We start from the raw sequence: 26,068 nt of genomic DNA, 5'->3' as shown, positions 1-26,068 counted from the left end.
TTTTATCTTACTTGTTATTTTGGGCTATATCCTTTTGGACTCCCATTACAGCTGATAACCATTCCTTTACTGACAAGAAACAGGTCAATATGAAAAAAGTGATGGAAAAGGCGCACGGCCTGCTCCATCACTTTTATTTACACAGCGAAATATCTACCTTCCGGATGAGCAAAAACCATGGCTGACACAGATGCTTCCGGCTCCATCATAAACTCATCTGTTAACTGCACTCCAATTTGCTCAGGGTTTAACAATTTAAACAGTTTCCCCTGGTCATCGAGATTCGGACAGGCAGGATAACCGAACGATACTCTCACTCCCTGGTACTTAGCGGCAAAGCGGTCCTTCATCGTAAAGTCCACACTGTCTGGGAATCCCCATTTATCCCGCATAAGCTGGTGAACCCTTTCCGCAAAGCCCTCTGCAAGCTCCAAAGCTGTCGCCTGAATCAAGTGGCTTTCCAAATAATCTCCCGCCTCCTTCGCTTCTTCTGCTAGCTTTCTTACACCTCGGCCGGCAGTGACGGTTAAAAACCCTACATGATCCATTTCACCGCTTTCAACGGAACGCAGGAAGTCGGCCAGACAAAGGTAAGGCTTCTTCTTTTGACGGGGAAACGAAAACCGTTCAAGAACACGGGTGTGATCCTCAGGATCGTAGACAATGACGTCGTCGCCATCGGACTGAGCCGGGAAGAACTGATACATGCCATTAACGTTCAGACTTCCGTCATCGTTTGCTTTCGCAAGCAATTCGTGAACTCTCTCCAGAAGCTGTTCTGTTTTTTTATCGCGCCTTTCAAGGTTCCGTTCAATTTTTCCTTTTACACCTAGATGGTGTCCGATTAATGTCTGCATGTTTATATAAGGATACAGATGAGACAAGCTGTAATCTCTTAAAATATGCTTTTTATAGTCTTCAGGTTTGTATAAAGGAGTAGTTTTAGATACTTCGGATACGGGACGCACAAGGGTGGCTGTTGCTGTCTGCTGCGTCTTGTCACTCTCATTTTCAGCTTCTGCAATTAGGGCTTGTTTCTCCCTGTGAGAGATAAGTAAATGCTCCCGCTCGTCAGGCTTGGCAAGCTTATTCGCAAGATCCAGACCGTTCATTGCGTCTTTCGCATACAATACGAGTCCCTCGTACTCTTTGGAAATCTTGTTCTCTGTAAAACGGCGTGTAAGAGCAGCACCTCCTACGAGAATAGGAATGGAAATTCCTCTTTCCCTAAGATCATTGGCTGTGAGGACCATCTGCTGTGTTGATTTTACAAGAAGCCCTGACAGCCCGATCGCATCAGGATCCTCCCGTTCAACAGCCTCAATCAATTCGTTTGCTGTTACCTTAATGCCGAGGTTGACGATCTGGAAACCATTGTTTTTAAGGATAATCTCAACAAGGTTCTTTCCGATGTCATGAACGTCCCCCTTAACTGTAGCAAGGAGGATCTTCCCTTTCCCGCGGTCATCTTTCTTTTTTTCCATAAACGGCTCCAGGTGGGCAACGGCAGCTTTCATGGCTTCGGCTGACTGGAGAACTTCAGCAACAATGAGTTCATTATCGTTAAAGAGACGTCCGACTTCATCCATGCCTTTCATCAATGGACCATTTATAATATCAAGAGGTGTGTCATATTTGGCCAGTGCCTCGTCCAGGTCTTTAAACAACCCTTCCTTCGTTCCTTCCACAATATAGCTTGCAAGCCGCTCTTCCAGTGTTAATGTTGAAACTTCAACTTTCTTTTCCACCTTTTTTTTCCGGTAGAATGCCGTAAATGTCGCCAGCGTTTCGTCATTTGTATTAAATAACAGTTCGTCTGCAAGCTGTTTTTCCTCTTTGGAAATTGAAGCATAGCGTTCGAGTTTTTCTGTATTTACAATCGCATAATCAAGCCCCGCTTTTGTACAGTGATATACATAAGCCGCATTTAATACTTCCCGGCCTAAAGGCGGAAGGCCGAACGACACATTACTCACACCGAGGATGGTTAAACACTCAGGAAATTCTTCCTTGATCAGCTTGATCCCTTCGACCGTCGCTGCCGCAGAGCCGATATACTGCTCATCCCCCGTGCCGACAGGGAAAACAAGGGGGTCAAAAATAAGGTCCTGAGGTGGAATACTGTATTTATGGACGAGGAGGTCGTAGGATCGTCTCGCAATTTCCAGCTTTCTTTCAGCTGAGACTCCCATCCCCTCTTCGTCAATCGTCCCTACAACGACTGCAGCGCCAAAACGTTTCACTAATGGAGCCACCGCTTCAAAACGTTCTTCTCCGTCTTCCAGGTTGATTGAATTGATAATCGCTTTACCCTGGGAGTAGGTGAGCGCTTTTTCAATGACTTTTTCGTCGGTAGAGTCAATCATTAGCGGAACTTTCACTTTGTTGATCACGTGCTCCAGGAACTTCTCCATATCTTCAAGCTCATCCCGGTCAGGGTCTGCCAGGCAGACATCAATCACATGTGCGCCCCTTTTTACTTGAGCCCGGGCGACTTCAGAAGCTTCTTCGTACTTTCCCCCGGCAATAAGTGATTTGAATTTCTTTGAGCCGATCACATTCGTCCGTTCCCCTACCATAAGAGGACGCATGGAATCGTCGTAGATGAGAGGTTCGATACCCGAAACCACATGGGGATGGGATTGCGTCCGTTTACGCGGTTTGTAGGATGAAACAGCTTCCTTGATCGCGGTGATATGTTCTGGGGTTGTTCCGCAGCAACCCCCGGCAATGTTCAGCCACCCTTTTTCCGCAAACCCTTCCAGCTTTTTAGCCAGAGACTGAGGTGATTCATGATAATGGCCCTCTTCATCCGGAAGCCCTGCGTTCGGGTAACAGTGCACGTAGGATGTGGCCAGATCTGATAATGAACGAAGGTGATCCTGCATAAATTCAGGCCCGGTGGCGCAGTTTAATCCCACAACCGTAGGGTTCATATGTTCAAGGGAAATGTAGAAAGCTTCGATATTCTGCCCGGCAAGAGTCGTTCCCATCGGTTCGATCGTTCCGGAAACCATCAGGGGGATACTCGTCTCTCTCTCTGAAAATACCTTTTCAATTGCAAGAAATGCTGCCTTTACATTTCTCATATCCTGGCTCGTTTCCAGGAGCAGGAGATCAACGCCGCCATCGAGGAGACCTTCTACTTGCTCTTTGTATGAACCAATGAGTTCTTCAAACGTAGTTCCCCCGGTAACGGAAAGAGATTTGGTTGTCGGACCCATAGCCCCTGCAACAAACCGTTCTTCTTCGGGAGTGGAAAAATCCCGCGCTTCTTCCTTTGCCAGAATCGCTGCCTGTTTATTGACTTCATAGGCAAGGTGGCCCAGGTCATAATCCGCCAGAACAAGATCAGTGGCTCCAAATGTGTTCGTTTCTATAATATCCGCACCTGCTTCAAGGTAGGTGCGGTAAATGGTTCGAATGACGTCAGGTGCAGTAATGTTCAGGTATTCATTACACCCTTCGTACAGTTCGCCGCCAAAGTCATCTGCCGTAAGTGAGGCATTCTGAAGCATGGTTCCCATAGCACCATCGAGGACGAGAATGCGTTTTTCCAGTGCCTGTTCGAATGTGGTCTTTGTCATAGTAGATCGTCCTTTCAGTCAATGTTACCGGAGAGACTCCAATGTGAGTGCTTCTTTTTCTTTAATGTGATTTGTAAGCTGAACGGTCATATTGTACCGTAAAAACGGTGTAATGAGGTAAATACCGGAGAAGTATTCGGTTGCTGCATCAATTAACGACTCGGCAATCCGGAGCCCTTCCTTCTGACTCGCTTCCGGATCGGAGGAGAACTTCGCCATATGGCTCCGTACTTCATCCGAGAGAGTGATCCCCGGAACTTCGTGATGTAAAAATTCAGCGTTTCTGCTGCTCACCAGAGGCATGATCCCGATGTAGACCGGCACAGGTAAATGTTTTGTAGCTTCATAAACCTGTTTAAACTGCTCTATGCTGTATACGGGCTGACTCATGAAGTAATCTGCTCCTGCTTCAATCTTCTTCTCCAGCCGTTTCACTTCCCGGTCCAGATGTCTCGCGTTTGCATTAAAAGCAGCTGCTACCGTAAACGATGTTTTGGCACCAAGATCTTTCCCTGAAAAGGATATTCCTTCATTTAATTGTTTCATCAGCCTGATCAGGTCCATTGAAGCCATATCATAGACGGATGTTGCCCCTGGAAAGTCACCGACTTTTGCGGGATCCCCGGTAATGGCCAGAACGTCATTGATACCCAGAGTATGAAGTCCGAGTAAATGAGATTGCAAACCGATCATATTTCTGTCGCGGCAGGCAACATGTAGCAGAGGGTTTCCTTTCGTTTTCTGCTTAATGAGAGAGCCTAATGCAAGATTATCGATACGGGACGAAGCAAGAGAATTGTCTGCCAGTGTTACTGCATCGACCCCTGCTTCTGTTAAAGCTGTTGCCCCTTTCATGAACTCATCAGCCTGTGACAAGGCTTTTGGCGGATCCAGCTCAACGATGATGCTTTTCCTTTTCTTTGAAAGATCCGGCAGGCTTTCCTCCGCTGATGGAGAGACAACAGAAACGATGGAGGCTTCCCTGCCCTTTACGAATTTTTCCGTAACAGGTCTGAGCTGTTTTTCATCAATGGCCTGTCGTATTTGTCTCACATGATCGGGTGTCGTACCGCAGCAGCCTCCGATCAGCCGGACCCCTTGTTCGATGAGTGCTTCTGTCATGTCGCCGAAATAGGATGGATTGGACTGATAAAAATACTTTCCATCACGAACATTCGGCAGGCTGGCATTTGGGTAGGCACAAAGTGCAGCTTTTTCAAGAACCGGAACTTCTTCCAGCGACCTGAGCATATGATATGGGCCCATTCTGCAATTCAAGCCTGCTACGTCCACGCCCTCATCCTCAAGCTGAACGAGAGCCTCTCTTAATGGGATCCCTCCCTGCAGCACACCAATATCACCAAGTGTTACCTGCGCAACAATGGGCCTGTCAGTTCGCTTTCGGATAAAACTTACTAATGAGCGCAGCTCTTCAAAGTGATAAAAGGTTTCCAGCAAAAAGCCATCTACTTCGCTTTGAAGAAGTACCAGTGCTTGTTCTTCCAGACTATTCGTAATGTCTTCGGTATCGTATTCCTGAGGGTGGATATAACCGATTCCTCCAATAGTTCCAAACACATACGCTTTATCATTCGCAGCTTCCTTAGCGATGTGAACCGCCTGTTCGTTTATTTCATCAACTCGGTTTTCAAGGTTATACCGGGAAAGCTTCAGACTGTTTGCTGCATACGTATTCGTCTGAATTACGTCTGCACCGGCTTCAAGGTATTGCTGATGGATTGCACGGACCTTTTCAGGGGAGGTGACGTTTAATTTCTCAAAACAGCCGTCATACCCTTCCTGGTAAAGCAGCGTCCCCATCGCTCCATCTCCTACTAATAATCCTTCTTTTATACGTTCATTGAAATTCACTCTCATGCTCCTTTCCGGCTAAAATGCTCGTTCCAAATCTGTTATGATGTCTTCTGCTTTTTCCAGACCGACGGATAATCTGAGAAGGCCGTCGGTGATCCCCCTCTTCTCCCTTTCTGCCTGGGGCATTGCCGCATGGGACATCTGCGCCGGATAGGAAAGAATGGACTCAACAGCCCCGAGACTCACGGCAAATACAGGCAGCTGTACAGATTCCACTACTTTTTTTACGTGACTTCTATCGCTTAACTCAAAAGATAAAACAGCACCGGAACCTTCTGACTGCAGCTTATTCTGGTCATAACCCGAGTGAGTTTCAAGGCCCGGGTAATAAACACGGTTGACGGCCGGATGTTCACTGAGCCTGCGGGCGATTTTCAAAGCAGACTTTTCCGACGCTTCCATTCTTGTATGCATCGTTTTAATGCCCCGCATAATCAGCCATGCGTCCTGAGGCCCGAGAATGGCCCCGAAGCTGTTTTGTAAAAATCCTATCTTTTCGGCAATGACTGGGTCTTTTACTACAGCAAGCCCCGCCACTACATCGCTGTGGCCCCCGATAAATTTTGTTGCACTATGGACGACAATATCTGCCCCGAGGTCAAGGGGGCGCTGAAGGACAGGGGTTAAAAACGTATTGTCAACGACACTGATACAGTCATTTTCTCTGGCAAGACCGGTAATCTCTTTTACCGGTGTAATTTTCATCGTCGGGTTTGATGGTGTTTCCATGTATATCATCCGGGTATTTGGACGAACCGCTCTTTCCACACTTTCTACATTCGTCATATCAACAAAAGTGTGTTCAATACCCATACGGGTGAGCACTTCTGTTGTCATTCTGTAACTGCCGCCATACACATCTTCTGTGATCACGAGATGATCCCCGGCAGACAAAAGCATAAACGTGGTTGAAATAGCAGCCATTCCTGAAGCAAAGGCAAACCCTTTTGTACCGTTTTCAAGGCCTGCAATGATCTCCTCCAGGGCTTCTCTTGTTGGATTGCCGGACCGTGCGTAATCATACTTTCCGAACGAGTCCAGGGTTTCCTGGTGAAACGTTGAGGCATGCTGTATCGGAACACTTACCGCTCCTGTCTGTGAATCACTTTTATATTTGTGGTGAAGCAGTCTTGTCTGTAAACTCAGTTCCTCTTTTTCCGTGAGCATCAACAGTCCTCCTTTGATCGAACAGCTTTAAAGGCCTGGTCTAAATCCCCGATTAAATCTTCAGCCGATTCGATTCCGACTGAAAAGCGGAGGAGGCGGTTACATACCCCCAGTTCATTCCTTACCTGTTCTGGAATATCTGCATGAGTTTGTGTAGCCGGATACGTCATAAGGCTTTCAACACCACCAAGACTTTCGGCGAATGTAATCAGACTAAGGTTTTGCAGTAAATCATCTACCTTGTGTTCATTGGTTACGCGAAATGAAAGCATTCCCCCATAGCCCGGGTAGATTACATCGGAAACGTCATTATGACCACGCAGGTAATCTGCAACAGCCCTGGCATTCTCCTGATGTTTTTCCATTCTGAGAGGCAGTGTCTTCATTCCTCTCATCACAAGCCACGAATCAAGGGGGGAAAGAACGGGACCCATACTGTTGAAAAAGTAAAACAGTCTCTCTGAGAGATGCTCTCCTTTAGTCACAATTAAACCGGCAATCACATCGTTATGCCCCGCAAGATATTTAGAAGCACTGTGAATGACAATATGTGCACCTTCCTTTATTGGCCGTTGGAGCAAAGGTGTATAAAACGTATTATCTACGATCAAAAGCAGGTTGTTTTCTTCCGCCAGTTTACTGACGGCGCCAAGGTCTGCTTCGTGCATCAGTGGGTTTGTCGGTGTTTCGATAAAGAGTGCTTTGGTTTTTTCTGTAATAAGCGACCGGAACGTCTCAGGATCCCGGCCGTCTGCATAGGAAAAAGACAGCCCCCACCGTTTCCATCCCTCTTCAAAAAGGCGGTAGGTTCCTCCGTACAGGTCGCTGGATGCAATAATCTCATCACCGCTCTCAAACAGGGATAATACAACCTGGATCGCCGCCATTCCGGATGAACAGGCAAATCCCCGGTCTCCTCCTTCCAGCTCAGCTATGGCATCTTCTAAAATAATCCGTGTCGGGTTTCCTGTCCTGGAATAATCATAGCCTGTGGACTGCCCTATTCCTTCGTGCCTGTAGGCTGTCGAACAGTAAATCGGGGCATTGACGGCGCCTGTCGTTTCATCTTTACGGTTTCCAATTTGTACAAAGGTCGTTTCCAGTTCTTTTCGGTACACGTTTGACAGCCTCCTAGAGAGTAATAAATAATAAAAAACCTTCTTCTTATAAAAATAAGAAGAAGGTCAGTATGTAAAAACACATCAGCCTCTTCTTATCTTTGCGCGAACAAATGCGCAGGAATTAGCACCTGACCTTATTGGTTGGTTGCTGAGACTTCATCGGGCCTTTCCCTCCGTCTCTCGTGATAAGATTGTGTAAATATTCACTTAATTTAAATATTGTCTCCTATTGTATATGAGTACGGTAAAGAACGCAACAGTTGTTTTATACATCCGACAAGTTCCATTATATTCCTGTACGCTCGTACTTATTGACCGTAAACCGTCCTTTTTCTTTGTCTCCCCACTTGAGGACATACTCATCACCGGCAGTAATCTGGCCGACGCCTTCAGGGGTTCCGGTATAAATGATATCTCCCGGTGCAAGGCCGAATAAATCATGACAGTCCTTTATAATTCTGTGAAAATCAAACATCATGTTTTGAATGTTTCCTCTTTGGACTTCATTTCCGTTTTGAACAAGGGTAAAATCCGTTTCCTGACAAGTATTAAGGCCTGGGAAAGGCCAGAATTCCGTTACCAGCGCAGCATTTTTAAACCCTTTTGCCTTTAACCATGGATGGCCTTTTTCTTTAAGCCTCGTTTGTTCGTCCCTTAGAGTAAAGTCGATCCCTAACGCCATTTTATCGACAACATCTTCAACTTCGAACGTAGATCCGACCTCTTTTCCAATAAAAAGAACAATCTCCGCTTCGTAATGGACAGGTCCCCGGTCAGAAGGAAACATAATATCCTGATTCTCTGCTTTTACAAGGGAACCGGTTGGTTTAGAGAAAATAAGAGGTGACTTTGGTATCTGGTTTCCAAGTTCCTCTGCATGCTTAGCATAATTACGTCCGATACAAAAAATGTTCTTGATATTCTCCACTGTAATCCCTCCACCTTCAGCTGTACTGGAATACACCGCTGCCATTCTTCAGATCTTCATAAAAGTCTTCCAAAGTTCCGTTGTCATCAATTGTGAATTGAGGAGCACCCCTGTCGATCACGTGACCTTCAACAAGATACGTTTTCATCCCGATGGCACTGGCGGACATATCTTCCTGCTTGTCATTACCTACCATCAAGCAGTCATCCGGGTTTACCTCCAACTGGTCACAAATGTGTTTGTAATATTCTGTATGTGGCTTCGTGTAAACACTTTCCTCATAGACGGTTACCAGTTCAAAGGGAATATGTGATATTCCAGCCCAGTTTACTCTGTGGTTGATGGCTGCTCTTGGAAAAACCGGATTTGTTGCAATAGCAACGCGATATCCCTTTTCCACAGCCTCTTCCACAACCTCCTTTGCAAGTGGAGTCGGCTCGCTCATATGAGAAAACCCGGGAAAGACCTTTTCATAAAAAGCGTCAAGTGTTGGCCATATCTCTTCTTTAGTTACCGGGATTAACGAGAGAAAGGTTTCTTCAAATACCGCTTCATTTGTTTTTTGATGGTCCTTGTTTTTGATCATGGCTTCCGTTCCCGCCCAGAGGGCCTGTACAAATTTTTTCGGGTCTATGATGTGAGCGACTCTTGGTGCAAGTTCTTTTATGTAATTTTCTACAAAAGCTTCCGTGTCCATGGGAAGCAGTGTCCCATCCAAATCAAATAAGATAACCTTTACCATGATGAACGCCTCGCTTTTATAAAATTGTCATGCGACCAAATTATACCATGATCATTAATATTTCTCTCAGGAAATGACTCCCTCCGCCTGTTTCAGGAGAAATGGAAATGGGTAACATGGAACACATAAACGTTGAAGGAGGCGATACTTATGACGGTTTTTAACAAGGAATCATTCAATGATAAGCATCTCCTGATTACCGGAGCTACAGGCGGGATCGGGTATGAGACTGCAAAAATTGCAACAGAGCTTGGAGCATCGATTACGATTACCGGGAGAAATGAAAAGAAGCTTTATAAAATAAAAGAAGAACTTGAAAACAGCAATCAGGATGCCAGTATATATGCACACATAAGCGATCTGACAAAGAAACATGACCGGGAGTCACTCCTAAAGCAGGCAGCCGGAAACCTTGGGCCAGTAACCGGTCTCGTTAATGCTGCGGGGATCGGAGGCGGGGATACAGTTGAGCGTCTCTCAGAGGACGATCTCAGAAACATTCTGGAGCTTAACTTTACGTCTACGGTCTTATTTACACAGGCGGTATACAATCAGATGATCGAGAAACAGCATGGGACCATTGTGAATGTCTCTTCCCTTTCCGGTTTAAGAGGCACCTATGGCAACAGCGCCTACAGTGCATCCAAATTCGCTCTTACCGGTTTCACCCAGGCACTGGCAGTAGAAGCAATCGAAAACAATATCCGTGTTAATGCAGTATGTCCCGGATTTGTAAATACACAAATGGCTCGTGATGCCATTTCGCGAAAAGGAAAGCGGCAGAACCGCTCGTTTGAAGAACAGCTGAAAATCGTTGAGGAGGGTCTTCCTTCAGGCCGGCTGACAGAACCTGAAGAAGTAGCCAACACCATATTGTTCCTCCTCACTGATGCAGCCTCCAATATCATTGGTGAATCTGTGAAAATATCCGGAGGGAGCGTCATGAGGTAATGGTCACTTCTGCCCGGTTTTAACATAACCTAACAGATAACGAATCTGTGAGGGTGACGGTTATGGGGTTTTTACTCGCTTTCTTATCAGCACTCTGCTTTTCCATCACAAACATTGTGTTGAAAAAAGGAATGACCCATTCAACAACAAACGGGCTATGGGTCATTACCCTGATGAACGTCCTTGTTTTAGGGGCAGCACTTCTGGCGGCTTCGTTTATAAAAGAACCACCTCAACTGACTGTAAATGGAATACTCCTTTTTGCCACTGCAGGTTTTTTAATAAATGTTATAGGCAGACCACTATTATACAAAAGCATTCGGATAAACGGTTCTTCTAAAGCCGTTTCCATAAAAAATTCCGCACCGGTATTTACACTGATCTTCGCATTGTTCTTTCTCCATGAACGTATTGCTCCCGGTCCCATGATCGGTATCATCTGTATCCTGACAGGCTTATTTGTGCTGGCCGTCTTCACGTTTAAAGAAGACCGGACCAAAGTCCAGCGGTCAGGATACTTGTATGCCCTTCTTGCAGCAGTTGGTTACGGCTTTGGACAGGGACTCACAAAAGAAGCAATGAATGTATTATACGAACCTGTCCTTGGAGCGTTCATCGGTACCGTAATCGCTTTATTTGTTCTGACTGTCTATGAAACATTCAGGACAGATAATTCTTTCTTTGTTTTCATGAAAGCTTCCTTTCGTTACCCCCACTATATTTGGGCAGGAATACTGACAGGATTTGCCCTCCTGTTCTTTTACCTGTCCGCCTCCCTCATTTATGTAAGCTATTCCGTGGCAATTCTTGCTGTCGACCCTGTCATAACCGTCATCCTGGCTTATTTTTTTCTTAAAAAAGAAGAGACCATTCCTCCGGTGCTCCTCATTGTGGGCATTCTCGTTTTTATCGGTGCGGGACTGATTTCTCTTCTCGGTTAAAAGAAATTGGTCACTATCTTCGTTCCAATCATATCCTTTAAAGAACTCAAATGTCCTTTGCTCGCTTCGTAGAGTCAATACATCAAAGGAGCGGATATGATGATCAGGATAAACTCACGCGAACTGGATCTTTCTACAGTGAATATGGCTGAATTAATTCCAGAACAGCAGCGGATTTTAAGGCTGATGGCTGATTATCGTGATATTTATGACTACAATTCCCTACACGAGCTCTATTTTGAGCTTTACTTAAGGGTGCACATTTTGCGGGCTTCTGAAGGCTTAAACTACAGTGGTGCATCCTTTGCTACTTTTACAACTTCTTACTGTAACGAATATGTATGGTACCGGACCCGCAGGGGAGGATTTTACCTCCGGCCGGGAATTCCACCTCATGCAGCAATCAACGATATCTTCGTAAACGGGTCTTTATACGCTTTTGAATGTGCTGTTGCGATTATTATCGTTTACTATAAGGCGGTCCTTGATGCCCTGGGACCTGCAATGTTTAACCGACTGTTCCCTCACATCTATCTCTTTTCATGGGAATCTGACCGGGACCTAGGCCTTGCAGGTCATGTAAGTACGGACTACATTCCCGGGGACTGTGTGTATTTTGACAGCCCTGACTACAACAGAGCCACCCCTGAATGGCGGGGTGAAAATGCTATTCTAATGAATGGAGATCTGTACTTTGGTCACGGGATCGGGATCGTACCCGCCCGCGAAATTCTGGACTTTTTAAACTCAAAGCGAATGCCCTTTGCCAGGCGTTCTGCGTTTTTGAATAACTTTATTGTAAGACCGGACTTTCGTTATCTGAGCCGTTTTTATGTAAGATAATTCCTGCTTTGTAGAAGGAAACACTCCTATGCTATAGTAAAGACAGCGATTACAACCTGGGGTGATAACATGTTTAAATCAGGAGATACCGTTTATGTAAATAAGCATGGCAGAAGTGAGTATGTGGGTAAGGGGACTGTAAAAGAAGCCTGCAAAACGCCGGAGGAGCTTCAGCGCTATTTTTCTGAAACACACCCGTTTTTTGACACCTATACTTCCTGGATTCAAAAAGGGAAAACCATTTATATCGTGGATCTAGAGAGTAACATAGGTACTGCCGGTTTCCTCGAACAAGAACTTTCTCATGAACTTATTGAAGTATAATTTCGAAAAAACAGTCGCAAAAAGGGGGAAATCCCTCTTGCGACTGTTTTTTTATTTTCCTCCGATGCTCAGGTTTGCCACTTTTAAGCTTGGGGATCCGATCGATCCACCGCTGGGCAGTTCGATTTCCAGGTCATTTCCTACCTCCTCCACCTGCTGCAGAAGGGTAAAAAAGTTTCCTGCTACAGTAATCTGATTTACCGGCCGTACAATCTTCCCGGCTTTTACAAGGTATCCGTGAGCAGCAAGGGAGAAATCCCCTGAAATCGGATTTGCTCCTGAGTGCAGCCCCTGAAGATCCGTAATGACCACCGCTTCCTGACTTTCTGATATCAAATCATCGTAGCTCTTCTTACCGGCCTTAATGGTCATGTTCGAAGGAGAAATCCCGATTGTTCCTTTATACGAAGCTTTGGAAGCATGCCCCGTTGGTGACACTCCGTCTTTCTTTGCTGTTTTCCTGTTATGAAGAAATGTTTGCAGTACGCCGTTTTCAATCACATTCAATGGCTTCGTGGGAACCCCTTCACTGTCGAAAGAACGGCTTGAGAACCGCTTCTCATCGTGGGGATTGTCGATGACCGTGATGTTTTCCCCCGCCACTTTTTCTCCGATCTTCCCGGCGAGACGTGACTTCCCTTTTTGAATATTTTCAGCTGAAAAGGAACCAACGAATGTCTGAAAGAGAGAGGCTGCTGCTTTGTTTTTAAGGATTACCGGGTACTGTCCGCTCTTAACCGGTTCAGCCCCCAGATAGCTCAGTGCCTCGGCAACCACTTCCTCTGCAATTTTCCCGGCATCAAACTTCGAAAAATCACGGGACACCTTCAGAGTCTGGGCACTTTTAATATCCTCTTTTTCTTTTACTACAACCGAAACAAACACATATACGGCGTTTCCTTTATTTTGTACGTCAAGCCCTTTTGAGTTTGCGATTCTTTTTTCTGAAGCAAAGGATTGAAGCATACAGTAATTGACACTTGATACTTTTTCACTTTGATCCTTACAAGCCTTCTCAAGCTTTTTTAAAAAAGCAATCTTCTCCTGTGGTGTAATCTGTTCAAGTTTTTCTGCGTACAAGTCAAGTTGCGGATAGGAAGAAGATCCTTCAAAGAGGTCTTCTCTGTCCTCCGTATCAAGAATGCCAAGGTTTTCTTTTGCTTCCTGTACAAGTAGATCTATAGATGTCTCATCAATTTTTTCTGTATAGGCATAACCCATCTGCCCGTCTATAAGCCCCCGGAAGGATAAACCACCGTCATTTGCAACTGTGTAGCTGTCCACTTCATTCTCGTAAACTTTCGTACTGAACTTTTCTCCATTTACGTAGTAAAGCTCCATTTCTTCAAAGCCTGCTTTTGAGCCTGCCTTAAACAGTCTCTCCTTAAATGCAGTCATTTCCATTATGCCTGCCTCCTTCCGCCAACAGTAATTTCACTTACACGAATCATCGGCTGGCCGACATTAGCGGGAATTGAACCGCTCACAGACCCGCACATCCCCTGACCGTGACCAAGATTGTTCCCGACCATATCCACCTTTTGAAGCGTTTTAGCTCCATTACCGATGAGTGTCGCACCCCGGACAGGTTCGGCAATCTTTCCGTTTCTGACGATATATCCTTCGTTCACTGCAAAGTTGTAGTCTGCAGTAGCCGGATTGACTGAACCGCCTCCCATGTATTTTGCGTAAATACCGAATTCTGTGTTCGCGATGATTTCCTCCGGTGTGGAAATTCCAGGTGCAATAAACGTGTTTGTCATTCGCGACGTAGGGGCAAATTTATACGATTCCCTCCTGCTGGAGCCTGTTGAGGGCATTCCCATTCTCCTGCCGCCGAGTTTATCAATCAAGTATCCTTTTAAAATCCCGTTTTCAATCAATACGTTTTTGCGGGTTTTTTCTCCTTCATCGTCAATGTTCTGTGAACCCCACTCATTTGGCAGAGTCCCGTCATCGATATACGTGACGATGTCAGGTGCAACTCTTTCTCCGAGACGTCCTGCAAAAACGGAATTGCCCTTAGCTACCGAGGTGGCCTCGAGTCCGTGCCCGCATGCTTCATGAAAAATAACCCCTCCGAAGTCATTGTCAATAATAACAGGGAACTGGCCGCTCGGGCATTCGTCTGCTTTCAGCATCGTAACGGCAATTCGTGCAGCTTCTGATCCGTAGTAGGACAGATCAAGATCCTCCATCAGCTCGAACCCTTTATGGGCTCCGGGAGAATAGGAACCTGTCTGCATTTCCTCCCCGTTTGAGGCTACGGTCTGGGCTGACAGCCGTGTGCGGATGCGGCGGTCCTCTACTAACCGCCCTTCAGAGTTGGCAATAAGTACGTTCTGGTCAACATCGTTATAACCGATCGTTACTTGTGATATCAGCTGGTCGTAGTTTTTAGCCACCTGGTAAATATCTCTCATTACTGCCACTTTTTTTGATTTGGCAACGTCCAAGGGGGCGAATGTGACCGGATGAATCGTATTCACTTTTTCAGTTTGCAGCTTTACAGCTTCGGTTCTGCCTTCCCCGGATAAAGCCTGACTGGCCTTTTTTGCCATTGCAATCAGGCGGTCTTCTGTATGGTCATTTGTGTAGGCGTACACACTGTTCGTTCCTTTAAAAATACGTACTCCAATGCCGAAATCCTTACCTGAAATACTTCTCTCTACCTTTCCTCCTATCAGAACTATACTCGAGTTCACCTTGTCTTCTGCAAAGACTTCTGCAAAATCACCACCTGTACTTAGTGCAGCGTCGATTATGTTTTCTATGACTGATTGAGCAAGCATTCGATCCCTCCATTGTGAAATTGTACAAATAATAAGTCTTCTCCTAATTGTATAGGAAAATTGAGGATATTTCGATAACAAAAATAAATCCCATGCCAAAATGCATGAGGATAGGACAATGTTATTGATGATAGTGAATAAACCTTGTAATTTCTTTTAATGCATATTCTGCATCTTCACCTTTAATGCTCACTGTAAAAGTCTGATTTCGGTTTGTTGTGAAAAACAGGTTCATAACACCGAGGACGCTTTTGAGATTGTACGCTTTTTCATTTTTTATTATTTACACATCACTGTCAAACAAGCTGGTTACCTGGATAAGGTTAAGGATCTTCTGAACAGAAAGTCCACTCCCCATGCTAAAATCATACGTTACCTGTTCCACAGTTCATTTCCCTCCATATTTTAGGATTTCTTTCGTAGGAGTATAGCAGGAATTTCAACTGTGGCGCTATGAAGCTGTCAGATTATTTGCCTTCTTTTTTCAAACTTGTGTTATTATCAGGGAACGGGAGGGATTAAGATGAATGAAACCTACCAGGTAGGAGAAACCGTTACAGGCTTATATAAAACCGGTAAGTATATTGGTGAAATTACGGAAATTAAACAGGACCGTTATGTATTGAAAATTAAAGCAGTATTAAAGCACCCTAAACAAGGTGACCTTCATAACCCGAACCAGGTCAACGTGCCCTTTTTTCATGAGCGCCGTGCACTGGGGGAAAGGGAAAAAACCAACGTTCCTAAAGCCTATGTAAAACCGTATGAAGGAGAGGTTCCCCCCTACAGAGATTCATTAAAAAAAGCATTACACGAAGAAATGAGCCACCTGGAGGATGAGTCGACGGAATGGAGTCAGAAAGCTCTTGAAAACCTGAAGCGGCTTGAAAAAGACTACTTTGGTTCATAACGTGTAAAGGATGTGTGCAAGGGCCTGTCTGCCTTGATGCATCCTTTTTCTGTTACCCGGCCGGACTGCTTTTAACCCTATGGCTTCATGAATTTCATCTTGCTTGTACTTGAGCATATGCTGCCGGTGTATGTTACCAGTGAGGTCCGGACATTTAAGCACGAGCGGGTTGCTTTAAGTTGCTTTAAATCACAGTAAAGGAGATGAAACCAACGTTCTCCTCAAAATCTCTAATGGGGTGGCTGGGTGTACTTGCCTACCTTGCCGCGATCTTATACTTAATTGAACATTTTATTCCAAGCTTTTGGATTTCAATCACATTTAGTTTAATCGGAGCCTTTCTCCTTATCTGTGCTTTTTTCTACATTTCCACGATCAGTCGTATCGTTGTACTTAGTCTTATTTCTGTAGGGAGTTACTGCGTTTATGCAGAACAGTTATCTGTTCAGACTGCTGTTCTTGGCTTTGGAGAAAATCTGAACCTGCTCAGTCTTTTTTTACTTATCCCACTCATCGGAACGTTTATGAGTACTGCGGGTTACCTGAGTGCCCTAAAGGAAAAAGTACAGGAACGGGAACATAAAGGATCTCAGCACCCTTATCGGCTTAGTTATTTTCTGACCGCTTCCATTGGTATATTATTAAACTACGGGTCTATGGCCATCGTAAAACGGATTGCAGAAGAGAGTTTTTCTGCATACAAGGATAAGAAACTGACCCTGAATGTTATGCGGGCTTTCGGCTTTTGTATGATGTGGTCCCCATACTTTGTTAACGTAGGACTGGTTCTCGTATTATTCCAGCTTTCCTGGTTTGATATCGGAGGATATGCTGTCTTTCTTGCTGTTGTGTACCTGATCGTCTCCTGGATTTTTTTCAGGTTCATTTCATTTAAGGACGAAACATTGGTTCAACAGAATGACCGCAACTCTGTAACGTCACAAAACCGCTCGTTAACCCCTTTTTATATATTTTGTGCTGTATTAATCACGCTGTCTTTTTTGCTTGACTACCTTCTTCATGTAAACATGCTCACTGTTGTATCCCTTGTGGCTCTCTTGCTTCCATTTTTATGGGCTGTGATCAACAATCTGGTGAAATCCTACATGCAGGACGTATCCGAGCAGGTGCAGCATACATTTTTGAGGCTGAAAAATGAACTTGCTGTTTTTATCAGCGCCGGTTATTTCGGTATGGCTCTCTCTCAGACCGATTTCGGAGGCTACGTTTCTGAAATACTTTTTGATGCTTCCATGGGTTCTGTTTACCTGCTAAGCCTGTTTATTGTAGGGCTTACCATTCTGCTTGCCCAGATTGGCATTCATCCGGTCATTATTATTATAGGTATAGGAAGTTCTCTCACACCTTCCGGATTTGGTGTTTCCCCGGAATTTATGGCGATGCTTTTACTGATTGCATGGACGACCTCAACCCAAATGTCACCCTTTTCCGGGCAGGTCCTGATGGCTTCCAGGTTAATGGATCAGCGTCCGATAACCGTAGTGAGGCAGAATGCGGTGTTTGTTCTAGTACTGGCCTTTTTCCTGACAACCATATTGTATCTTGTTCTTAAGGCAGGGATTATCTGATAACCATTTACAGTAAAATGAGGGCGGATTAGAAGGTATTGTACTTTTTTCCGCCCTTACCAGTTGTTTAATCAAATCAAACGATTAATTCTGAACCGTGATTGTTACTGTTCTGCGTCCAAATTGAATGGCATCTTCCCTGCTTGGCATAAAGATATCAATTTTGTTCCCGCGGATGGCACCGCCTGTATCTCCTGCAATAAACGTTCCATATCCTTCAACATGGACAGTGCTGCCAAGGGGAATGACGGATGGATCAACAGCAATTACCTTTTTACCCGGGTTCGAACGAAGGTCAAGTCCTGTTGCCGTAATACCTGAGCATCCATTACAGTAAGCGGTGTACGCAGTCGCTTCTACCGTCATAGTTTGTCCCTGGCTGGCAGATGTATTGCCTGATCGGTCTGTACCGGAAGAAGATGCATCATTTGTTTCAGCGTTCGCCTGCCCTGATGATTCTGAGCTGCTGCTCTCTGATGAAGAAGATGTGGAGCCTTCTGAATTTGAAGCTGAGCCGCTATTGGCAGAAGAGGATGTGCCAGAGTCTGACGAATTTAATGATGAAGAGGCCTCATTTGAAGATGAGGATGATGAAGGTGAAACAAGCGTACCCGGATTGTTTAACGCCTTGTGGAGTTTTCCGTAAGTCTGAGGACCAGCGAGACCATCAACAAGAATTCCGTTTTCCTGTTGAAAAGTTTTAACGGAGCGGTGTGTAACGGGACCAAATTCTCCGTCCAATTTTCCTGTATAAACTCCAAGTGCAGCAAGGTCTTCCTGAAGTGCGAGTACAACCTGTCCCTCATCACCTTGTCTCAGGACCTGAAGTGCGCCTAAAGTCTGAGGGCCTGCCACACCATCGGTTAAGAGGCTGTGCTCTTTTTGAAAAGACATAACAGCGTTACGTGTAGCCTGATCATACGTACCTTCCTGTACCTCACTCTCTATGTATCCTCTTTCACTCAACAACTCCTGAAGCAAACTGACCTGTTCATGACTTTTACCTTCGTGCAGAAGCTTATCTCCTAAAAGCGACTCTGCTTTAGTTTCACCGATACTGATTAAGAAAAATGATGCAAATGCCAAAACCATCATTGCAACCCTTTTCCCCGTTAATAAGGTAAATTCCATTACTGTTCGCCCTCCTTCGTAAGTATAAGACCACAATATAACAAAAGTTGGACGAATAGAATCATATTAGAACGAGTTTAATGAAACTGAAATACTCCTGTAACCCTTATGTGACAAGGGTTGTAAGCTTCTACACCACTCGACGGGAAACGCCGGGATACTCCAGTATCTTCCTTTTAATTCAGGTTTTTTACTTTTTAAATATACTTTTATGATGAAACAAGCGGAGACTTGTTCACTTTAGAACGCAGCCTCCGCTTTTCCTTCTTCTTTCGACACGGTTATTCATTTAAGTGAATTTCCTCAATGGCCTGCTTCGCTTCCGGTGTTCCCAGGTCATAAATAGCTTGAAACACCTCGGAAAGTCCTTCCTGATATTCTCTTCTGTCATGGTCAGCAAAATCATCATCAAAGTGGCGAAAAGTGAGCAGATTTCTTTCATCGGAATCATGTGCCTGTGTAACCGTAAGGAGGTCCTGAAGTTCCTCTATTTCCTCCTCTGAAGCCTCTATTTCATACTGATACCCCGATTCGGGTACTTTTATTTCACTGATAAAGTCCATGCTCGCAGGATTTAAGTTAATGTAATACGTTTTTTTCACCTGTTATCCATCCTTTCTTGTTGTCGTTATCATGCCCTGAACATTGGGTTTCTAAGAATATTCTCTGCTTATTTCAGTCATAATACCCGTAGTGTGTGATGAATTTTTGGAGGGGTGGATCTATGGTACAGAAACCGGAGGATCAGAATAATAAAGTCACCGATCTCCCTTCCTTATTATCCGAGCTTGGGGAGTCGGCTGACTTTACCAGTGAAGTCATTCAGATTAATAATTCGAAAGTACACTTGTACTATTTCAAAACCCTGGTAGACCTGTCTCTTATGAAAAAAGACTTTCTGCCGAATTTAAAGAAAGCTGAATCCCCATCCCTGTATGATATCAATCTGTCACTTCCCTTTGATCAGATCCAGGCCACTTCTGATCTTGAAATAATTGAGACGAAGCTGCTCACAGGGTTTGTTCTTATTCTTACTCAATCTTCTTTACAGGAGTGTTTACTTGTTCCCCTTGAAAATGGAAATTTAAGAGACATTACTGTTCCCGAAGTGGAATTCAGTGTACTTGGCCCTAAGCAGGCATTCATTGAAGATTTAAAAACGAACATTCAGCTTATTCGAAACCGTCTGCCGATCAGACAGTTCCGCATGATTGAACTGGAAGTCGGAACCCTTACTAGAACTAAAGTTGCTCTTCTGTATCTTGATGGCATTGCAGACGAAGAAAATGTGAACACGATGAGGCAGCGGATTGAGGATGTTGATTTTGATCATATCGATGACAGCTCCTACTTAAACCAGATGATTGAAGACAGCACCCTTTCTCCCTTTCCTCAGCTCATCGATACAGAACGGCCCGACCGGGTGGCTGCTGTATTGTCAGAAGGGAAAGTGGCTGTACTCGTTCATGGATCACCTACTGCTATCACAGGGCCGACAACCTTTATTGAGTTTTTCTCAGCATTTGATGACTATTTTTCAAGGTGGCACGTGTCATCCATCATCCGGATAATCAGACTTTTTGCTGTGGCGTTTTCTATCTTCGCTACAGCCATATATGTTGCTGTTCTTACCTATCACTCACAGTTAATACCCAGAGATCTGCTGGCGACGTTAATTCAATCAAGAGAAGCGATTCCTTTTCCCCCTATTATAGAAGCTGTTTTTCTGGAGTTGACGATTGAGCTTTTACGCGAGGCCGGTGCAAGGCTCCCTACAAAAGTCGGACAAACCATTGGTATCGTTGGAGGAATTGTTATTGGTACCGCGGCAGTTGAAGCAGGGCTTACGAGTAATATTCTGTTGATCATCGTCGCACTGGCTGCTCTCGCCTCCTTTACAACGCCCATTTACAGGATTGGTAATACCATCCGTCTTCTTCGGTTCCCTTTTCTTTTCCTGGCCCAGCTGTGGGGCCTGATCGGGGTTTTTATCGGCATCGGTTTTTTAATCGTTCACCTTCTTGGCCTTACATCCCTTGGCAGACCTTACTTGGAACCGATTTTTCCGCCGCGGCTTGCAGATTTTAAAGACTCCGTAATCAGGCTCCCTTTCAGTTTACAATCTGAACGTCCTGCGCAGATGAGACCGGGAAAAACGAAGCGGTTTAATGAAAAAAATGCGAAAAGAAAACACGACATCGATGAATAAACAGGAAAGGAGAGATCAGTTCACATGCAAACAAAGATTCCCGAACGGAACCTCATCTCTCCTTTTTTAGTTATGTTCCTGATCAATGCCATGCAGGTAGGTGTTGGTGTGCTTGGCTTTCCCCGGTATATAGCAAAAGACATGGAATACGATGGGTGGATTGCTGTCATAATCTCAGGACTGATTACCTCTGCGATGATCTGGGTTATTTATGACATTCTAAAGCGTGGAAATGGGGATGTTGTGTCTATTAATAAACAGGTCTTCGGAAAATGGATCGGTGGCCTGTTCACTTTTTTGCTTCTTACTTATTTGCTCAGTGTTACTCTCGTCGTACTGCGGACGTTTACAGAAGTGATACAGGTGTGGATTTTTCCAAATCTCAGTACTTGGTCTATTACAGCAGTTTACTGCATCCTTGCCTACTACTGCATTGTAAAAGGGTTCAGAGTGGTCACAGGGGTTTGTTTTTTCGGGGTCATCCTGTCACTCATTACTTATTTCAGTCTGATCGGTCCCCTCGAATTTATGGAAATACGTAATCTTCTCCCTCTGTTTGATGCGTCATTAAAAGATTACCTGCCGGGAATCAAGACCATAGTCCTGAGTTATCTGGGAATTAAAATGCTTTTTATTTATTATCCATTTATAAAGAAGCCGGAAACAAGCCTTAAATGGGCTCTCGCCGGTAATTTTTTGACTATTTTCATGTACCTTCTTGTCTCTTTTGCAGCTTTTATCTATTTCAGCCCTAAACAGCTGAGTCTGACAATCTGGCCACTTCTGACAATGTGGCAGATTATCGAGCTTCCCTTTCTTGAGCGCTTTGAATACCTCGCTATACCTATATGGGGTCTTGTGGTTCTGCCGAATATATGTCTCGGACTGTGGGCTACAAGCCGCGGGTATAAGCTGTTGTTTTCAATTAATCAGCATCAGACACTCATTTTACTTCTCATGATCCTTTTCTGTGCCAGTATTGTATTCGAGACGCGGCAGGGAATCGACCAGTTGAATACGGTCGTTTCGGAAATCGGCTTTTACTTCACCTATGTTTACATTCCTTTTTTGTGGGTTGCACAGAAAATCCGGTTGAAAGGGGCTCAACATGACGTTTCAAAAAGTGGGTAGTTTCATTATTTATGCATTGTTACTTTCGGGCTGTGTCCCGACAGAAGTCATTGATGAACTGCAGCTGATTCATACCTCGGGGTTTGATTATATTGATGAAGATGTAACCCAGGTGACAGTGAGTATACCAAAATATATTGGTGCGGATCAAAAAACATCAACAAATATTGAAAGTGAAACCATTACCGCCAGCGGCACCACTGCAAAGGGTATCCGTGACAAATTGGATAGTAAATCGCCTAAAATAATTAATAATAGTAAGTTATCTTCAGTCGTATATAATCAGGAACTTGCAGAAAAAGGAATCTATGAATTAATTGATACCTACTCAAGAGACCCCTCTGTCGGTCAGAGAATGCACCTTTTGGTATATGAGGGAAATACAAAAGAGCTGCTGGAATCCCACCTTTCAATTGAACCGGAGATTTCCCGATATATCTCAGAATTGGTTGAGCAGAATACAAAGCATACAGATTTACCGAAAACCAATATCCATGTCTTTCTTTACCGGTATCACCAGGACGGGATGGATGCCTTTCTTCCCTATCTCGGAATGAGTGAGGATAAGCTTCAAGTGAAGGGGCTGGCCATCTTTAAAGATGACAAAATGGTTTCATCAATCTCGATGCAAGAATCATTTTTATTTAAGGCATTGGTTGAATCGTTCAGTGAGGGAACGTATGAAATTAAATTAGAGGGAAATGAATATGCCACTTTTATGAATCTGATTGCCCGGACGAAGTATAAGCTCCACTATGAATCAGGAAAGCCGGTTCTGACAGCGAAGGTAACAGCAAAAGGGTCACTGAGTGAGTATTCCGGTGGAAGATTGGATGAAAAAAAGATTAAAGAATTTGAAGATGAATTAACAGAGCAGCTAAAAGAGGAGATTAAAGCCTTAATTAAAAAATTTCAGTATTTAGATGCTGATCCCCTGGGTCTTGGCTTTCAAGTTAAGACGAGAACAAGGGGATGGAACGCTGAAAAGTGGTCAGAAACGTACCCTGACCTTAAAGTCAATGTAGAAGTGAATACCACCATCACCCACGGGGGCATCAGTGAATAAAAAGGCACCTCACTATTGGCAGCATTCTGCCTTATGAGGCGCCTTCTTTCATTATGCCCGTCCTGAACCGTGTATGTTTTTCACAATTTCAAATGAACGTAACCGTTCTTTGTGCTCATAAATTTGTGAGTGAATCATCATCTCGTCTGCCTGAGTATCATTTAGAAACGCCTGCAGCTTTTCCTGTACGGTTTCCCTGCTTCCTGTAATCGAGGATCCTAGCTGTCTTTCAATTGCTTCTCTCTCGTGAGGAAGGCAGAATGCATTAATATCATCTACCGGGGGTTTTAAAGGACCCGGTTTTCCTCTCACAAGCTCAAGAAACTGCTGTTGTTGTGAAGTAGCAAGGAACATTGCCTTTTCATCGGTTTCCGCTGCAATCACATTGACACCTACCATCGCATATGGCTTTTCAAGAATGTCAGAAGGCTGAAATGTACTTCTGTATAATTCAAGTGCCGGCAGCGTGTTGTCCGGGGCGAAATGACTCGCAAATGCAAAAGGGAGTCCAAGCTCGCCTGCCAGGCGGGCACTGAAACCACTTGAGCCCAGAAGCCACACCGGAATGTTCGTCCCTTCACCCGGGATAGCACGTACACCTTCACTTTGCCCCGGCTCCAGGTAATGCATCAGCTCCTCCAGCATTTGAGGAAATTCCATTCCCCCTTTTTGATCCCTTTGAAGGGCGCGGCTTGTTTGAAAGTCTGTACCCGGTGCGCGTCCCAGTCCAAGATCAATTCGTCCCGGATAAAGGTGTTCGAGCGTTCCAAACTGTTCTGCTATGACAAGGGGGGCATGGTTTGGAAGCATAATTCCTCCAGATCCCACTCTGATTGATGATGTTTTTCCTGCTACATGACCAATAAGAACCGATGTTGCGGAGCTGGCAATGCCGGGCATGTTGTGATGTTCTGCAAGCCAGTATCTGTGATAACCGAGAGCCTCGGAGTGCCTGGCAAGGTCAATAGTATTTTCAAATGTTTGTCTGACAGTTCCATTTTCAAGTATTGGTGCTAAATCAAGTACTGAAAAACGGATATCTTTAAGCTGTTTTCTTTCCATCCCCTGACCCACCTCAGTTGATTGAATGTACCTCAGATTATATGCTCCTGTATCACCTTAGTCAAAACGAATGCTCAAATCCAATGATATGCATTACAAAGTACCCTGGCCATCTGTCGGGGAAATGTGAAAACCATCAAGAATTAAAAGGGGCTGCCCCGCTCATTCCTGATGGTTAATATTCTCCAGTTCAGTTTACTTATTCAGTTCCTGAGCCCATAACGGGGACTGTTCCAATGCTCCCGCAAGTCTGAGTAATTTATCCTCCCGCCCTTTCATAGCCATTGCTTGTACGCCAACAGGCATGCCCAGGGTGGTTTTATGAACAGGAATGCTGATTGCCGGCTGTCCTGTGAGGTTAGCCAGCTGAGTAAAAGGAGTGTACGTTAAACTGGGAAGGAACATCTCATAAATCAGTTCCTGCTGTCCTTTATAATCCAGAGATTGAACGTTTTCAATGAGGCTTCCACAGCTTTCTGCAGAATGTGTCAGCTCTCCTATCTCCGGTGCTGAAAAAGCGGTAGCAGGTGTGATGTAATAATCAAATTTATTGTGATATTCTACCGTTTTCAGGGCTGCCGTATCCCACGCGGCCAGACTTTTTGTAAAGTCTGCAGCGGAAACTTTTTTCCCTGCTTCTCCTAAAATCCATGACTCTATTTCCATATCTTCTGCAACCAGTTTCCGGTTGAGAGATTGTTCAAAGGTTTGAATCAATCCGGCCATTTCACCTGCATTCATTATATAATACTGCTCCATCAGGGAAGTTCCGTCGATATCCGGGGCATGTTCTTCAACAGCAACACCCTGCTCTTCAAGCCATCTGATTGTTTTTAACACCGCTTCCTTCGCATCTTCTGAAACTGGCGTACCTACTGGTGAACATAAGGAAAACCCGACTCTCCAATTTTTGTCGATCCCCTTATTCAACTCTGTCATATAACTGCCTTGAAACAAAGGTGTCTGAAAAGCTGCTTCAGGCTGAACAACCTGGAGAAGATCGAGCATCCCTGCACTGTCCCTTACTGAACGGCTGAGCACAAAATCAATGGCCGCCCCCTGCCACTGCCTTCCTGCGCCAGGTCCAACAGGCGTTCTTCCTCTTGTAGGTTTCAATCCCACCAGGCCGGTAAAAGAAGCAGGAATGCGGATGGAGCCTCCCCCGTCACTTGCACCGGCTACGGGAACGATACCACCGGCCACAGCTGCCGCAGATCCGCCACTTGAGCCGCCTGCAGAGTAACGGTGATCAGCAGGATTTCTCGTAGGGCCATACATGACCGGTTCACTGATATTTTTCAATCCAAATTCCGGAGTATTTGTTGATCCTAAAAAGACAGATCCGCCATTTCTGAGTTTTGCTACGAGGTTTGAATCCGACTTCGCAATTGTTGACTGGAGGAGACGGGAACTCCCGGTGAGAGGTTCACCTTTTATGGCTTGCGAGAGATTTTTCACCAATAAAGGAACGCCTGAAAATGGTCCCTGATCCGGGTTTACTTTTTTGGCATCTTCCAACGCTTTTTCGTATCTTGTGTGCACAACAGCATTCAAGATATTATTAACTTCAAGAAGGCGGTCATAAGAAGCTTTGACCAGCTCAACAGCACTCACTTCATTTTTTTGTACAAGTTCTGCAAGATCAGTAGCATCAAGCTTCCTGTAAATTTTACTATTCAACACATTCACCCCGTATTGG

General features: G+C 44.7%; 22 protein-coding genes and 1 riboswitch. Of the genes, 9 read left to right on the top strand and 13 right to left on the bottom strand.

Annotated elements, in window-relative coordinates:
- Positions 1 to 137: 137 nt before the first annotated feature.
- The 6 genes from metH to EBO34_RS05430 form a co-directional block, all read right to left on the bottom strand.
- Positions 138 to 3,587 carry a methionine synthase gene (gene metH / locus EBO34_RS05455; RefSeq protein ID WP_122896906.1) on the bottom strand — a complete coding sequence of 1,150 codons (3,450 nt, stop codon included), beginning with the start codon at positions 3,585 to 3,587 and terminating at the stop codon, positions 138 to 140.
- 24 nt (positions 3,588 to 3,611) lie between these two features.
- Positions 3,612 to 5,459 carry a bifunctional homocysteine S-methyltransferase/methylenetetrahydrofolate reductase gene (locus EBO34_RS05450; protein ID WP_122896905.1) on the bottom strand — a complete coding sequence of 616 codons (1,848 nt, stop codon included), beginning with the start codon at positions 5,457 to 5,459 and terminating at the stop codon, positions 3,612 to 3,614.
- An 18-nt stretch (positions 5,460 to 5,477) separates the two neighbouring features.
- On the bottom strand, positions 5,478 to 6,629 hold the full coding sequence (gene metC, locus EBO34_RS05445) for a cystathionine beta-lyase (RefSeq protein WP_122896904.1): 1,152 nt from the start codon (positions 6,627 to 6,629) through the stop codon (positions 5,478 to 5,480).
- Positions 6,629 to 7,747 (bottom strand): methionine biosynthesis PLP-dependent protein, encoded by a 1,119-nt coding sequence (locus tag EBO34_RS05440; RefSeq protein WP_122896903.1) that lies wholly within the window; start codon positions 7,745 to 7,747, stop codon positions 6,629 to 6,631. The genes metC and EBO34_RS05440 overlap by 1 nt, the downstream gene beginning before the upstream one ends.
- 92 nt (positions 7,748 to 7,839) lie before the next feature.
- Positions 7,840 to 7,942, bottom strand: a riboswitch (SAM riboswitch).
- 94 nt (positions 7,943 to 8,036) lie between these two features.
- On the bottom strand, positions 8,037 to 8,678 hold the full coding sequence (locus EBO34_RS05435; protein ID WP_122896902.1) for a fumarylacetoacetate hydrolase family protein: 642 nt from the start codon (positions 8,676 to 8,678) through the stop codon (positions 8,037 to 8,039).
- A 16-nt stretch (positions 8,679 to 8,694) separates the two neighbouring features.
- A complete protein-coding gene (locus EBO34_RS05430; RefSeq protein WP_183163727.1) occupies positions 8,695 to 9,420 on the bottom strand; it encodes an HAD family hydrolase in 726 nt (241 codons plus the stop codon).
- 150 nt (positions 9,421 to 9,570) lie between these two features.
- Between EBO34_RS05430 and EBO34_RS05425 the strand changes: the two genes are divergently transcribed.
- The 4 genes from EBO34_RS05425 (at position 9,571) to EBO34_RS05410 (ending at position 12,479) form a co-directional block, all read left to right on the top strand.
- A complete protein-coding gene (locus EBO34_RS05425) occupies positions 9,571 to 10,371 on the top strand; it encodes an SDR family NAD(P)-dependent oxidoreductase (RefSeq protein WP_122896900.1) in 801 nt (266 codons plus the stop codon).
- A gap of 62 nt (positions 10,372 to 10,433) precedes the next feature.
- On the top strand, positions 10,434 to 11,312 hold the full coding sequence (locus EBO34_RS05420; protein ID WP_122896899.1) for a DMT family transporter: 879 nt from the start codon (positions 10,434 to 10,436) through the stop codon (positions 11,310 to 11,312).
- Positions 11,313 to 11,411: 99 nt separating this feature from the next.
- Positions 11,412 to 12,155, top strand: coding sequence for a protein-glutamine gamma-glutamyltransferase (locus EBO34_RS05415; RefSeq protein WP_183163726.1), 744 nt, complete (start codon positions 11,412 to 11,414; stop codon positions 12,153 to 12,155).
- Positions 12,156 to 12,224: 69 nt separating this feature from the next.
- A complete protein-coding gene (locus EBO34_RS05410) occupies positions 12,225 to 12,479 on the top strand; it encodes a hypothetical protein (RefSeq protein ID WP_122896897.1) in 255 nt (84 codons plus the stop codon).
- A 51-nt stretch (positions 12,480 to 12,530) separates the two neighbouring features.
- On the opposite strand, the gene EBO34_RS05405 is transcribed toward EBO34_RS05410, so the two are convergent.
- The 3 genes from EBO34_RS05405 to EBO34_RS21195 all read right to left on the bottom strand — a co-directional run bounded on the left by EBO34_RS05405 (position 12,531) and on the right by EBO34_RS21195 (position 15,551).
- Complete coding sequence (locus EBO34_RS05405) at positions 12,531 to 13,883, bottom strand: TldD/PmbA family protein (protein ID WP_122896896.1); 1,353 nt, start codon at positions 13,881 to 13,883, stop codon at positions 12,531 to 12,533.
- Positions 13,883 to 15,271: a TldD/PmbA family protein gene (locus EBO34_RS05400; protein ID WP_122896895.1), complete on the bottom strand. Its 1,389-nt coding sequence runs from the start codon at positions 15,269 to 15,271 to the stop codon at positions 13,883 to 13,885. Before EBO34_RS05400 ends, EBO34_RS05405 begins: the two co-directional genes overlap by 1 nt.
- Before the next feature lie 121 nt (positions 15,272 to 15,392).
- Positions 15,393 to 15,551 (bottom strand): HPr family phosphocarrier protein, encoded by a 159-nt coding sequence (locus tag EBO34_RS21195; RefSeq protein ID WP_429699429.1) that lies wholly within the window; start codon positions 15,549 to 15,551, stop codon positions 15,393 to 15,395.
- 243 nt (positions 15,552 to 15,794) lie between these two features.
- Between EBO34_RS21195 and kapB the strand changes: the two genes are divergently transcribed.
- Both kapB and EBO34_RS05385 read left to right on the top strand, forming a co-directional pair.
- The gene (gene kapB, locus EBO34_RS05390) at positions 15,795 to 16,181 is read left to right on the top strand and encodes a kinase-associated lipoprotein KapB (RefSeq protein ID WP_122896893.1); all 387 of its coding nucleotides are present in this window, start codon (positions 15,795 to 15,797) and stop codon (positions 16,179 to 16,181) included.
- Between the two features lie 203 nt (positions 16,182 to 16,384).
- Positions 16,385 to 17,770: a hypothetical protein gene (locus EBO34_RS05385; protein ID WP_249414014.1), complete on the top strand. Its 1,386-nt coding sequence runs from the start codon at positions 16,385 to 16,387 to the stop codon at positions 17,768 to 17,770.
- 84 nt (positions 17,771 to 17,854) lie between these two features.
- On the opposite strand, the gene EBO34_RS05380 is transcribed toward EBO34_RS05385, so the two are convergent.
- Both EBO34_RS05380 and EBO34_RS05375 read right to left on the bottom strand, forming a co-directional pair.
- On the bottom strand, positions 17,855 to 18,901 hold the full coding sequence (locus EBO34_RS05380; protein ID WP_122896891.1) for a peptidoglycan-binding protein: 1,047 nt from the start codon (positions 18,899 to 18,901) through the stop codon (positions 17,855 to 17,857).
- 281 nt (positions 18,902 to 19,182) lie between these two features.
- Positions 19,183 to 19,503, bottom strand: coding sequence for a hypothetical protein (locus tag EBO34_RS05375; protein WP_249414013.1), 321 nt, complete (start codon positions 19,501 to 19,503; stop codon positions 19,183 to 19,185).
- A gap of 122 nt (positions 19,504 to 19,625) precedes the next feature.
- On the opposite strand from EBO34_RS05375, the gene EBO34_RS05370 reads away from it, so the two are divergent.
- The 3 genes from EBO34_RS05370 to EBO34_RS05360 are packed head-to-tail and all read left to right on the top strand — an operon-like array spanning position 19,626 to position 23,307.
- Positions 19,626 to 21,110: a spore germination protein gene (locus tag EBO34_RS05370; protein ID WP_122896890.1), complete on the top strand. Its 1,485-nt coding sequence runs from the start codon at positions 19,626 to 19,628 to the stop codon at positions 21,108 to 21,110.
- A 24-nt stretch (positions 21,111 to 21,134) separates the two neighbouring features.
- The gene (locus EBO34_RS05365) at positions 21,135 to 22,241 is read left to right on the top strand and encodes a GerAB/ArcD/ProY family transporter (RefSeq protein ID WP_122896889.1); all 1,107 of its coding nucleotides are present in this window, start codon (positions 21,135 to 21,137) and stop codon (positions 22,239 to 22,241) included.
- The gene (locus EBO34_RS05360; protein WP_122896888.1) at positions 22,219 to 23,307 is read left to right on the top strand and encodes a Ger(x)C family spore germination protein; all 1,089 of its coding nucleotides are present in this window, start codon (positions 22,219 to 22,221) and stop codon (positions 23,305 to 23,307) included. The genes EBO34_RS05365 and EBO34_RS05360 overlap by 23 nt, the downstream gene beginning before the upstream one ends.
- A gap of 51 nt (positions 23,308 to 23,358) precedes the next feature.
- On the opposite strand, the gene EBO34_RS05355 is transcribed toward EBO34_RS05360, so the two are convergent.
- Positions 23,359 to 24,369: an LLM class flavin-dependent oxidoreductase gene (locus EBO34_RS05355; protein WP_183163724.1), complete on the bottom strand. Its 1,011-nt coding sequence runs from the start codon at positions 24,367 to 24,369 to the stop codon at positions 23,359 to 23,361.
- 195 nt (positions 24,370 to 24,564) lie between these two features.
- Positions 24,565 to 26,049: an amidase family protein gene (locus tag EBO34_RS05350; protein WP_122898566.1), complete on the bottom strand. Its 1,485-nt coding sequence runs from the start codon at positions 26,047 to 26,049 to the stop codon at positions 24,565 to 24,567.
- Between the last annotated feature and the right edge of the window lie 19 nt (positions 26,050 to 26,068).

Source organism: Alteribacter keqinensis (assembly GCF_003710255.1).
Taxonomy (GTDB): Bacteria; Bacillota; Bacilli; order Bacillales; family Salisediminibacteriaceae; genus Alteribacter; species Alteribacter keqinensis.
This window is presented reverse-complemented; position numbering and strand designations above follow the sequence as displayed.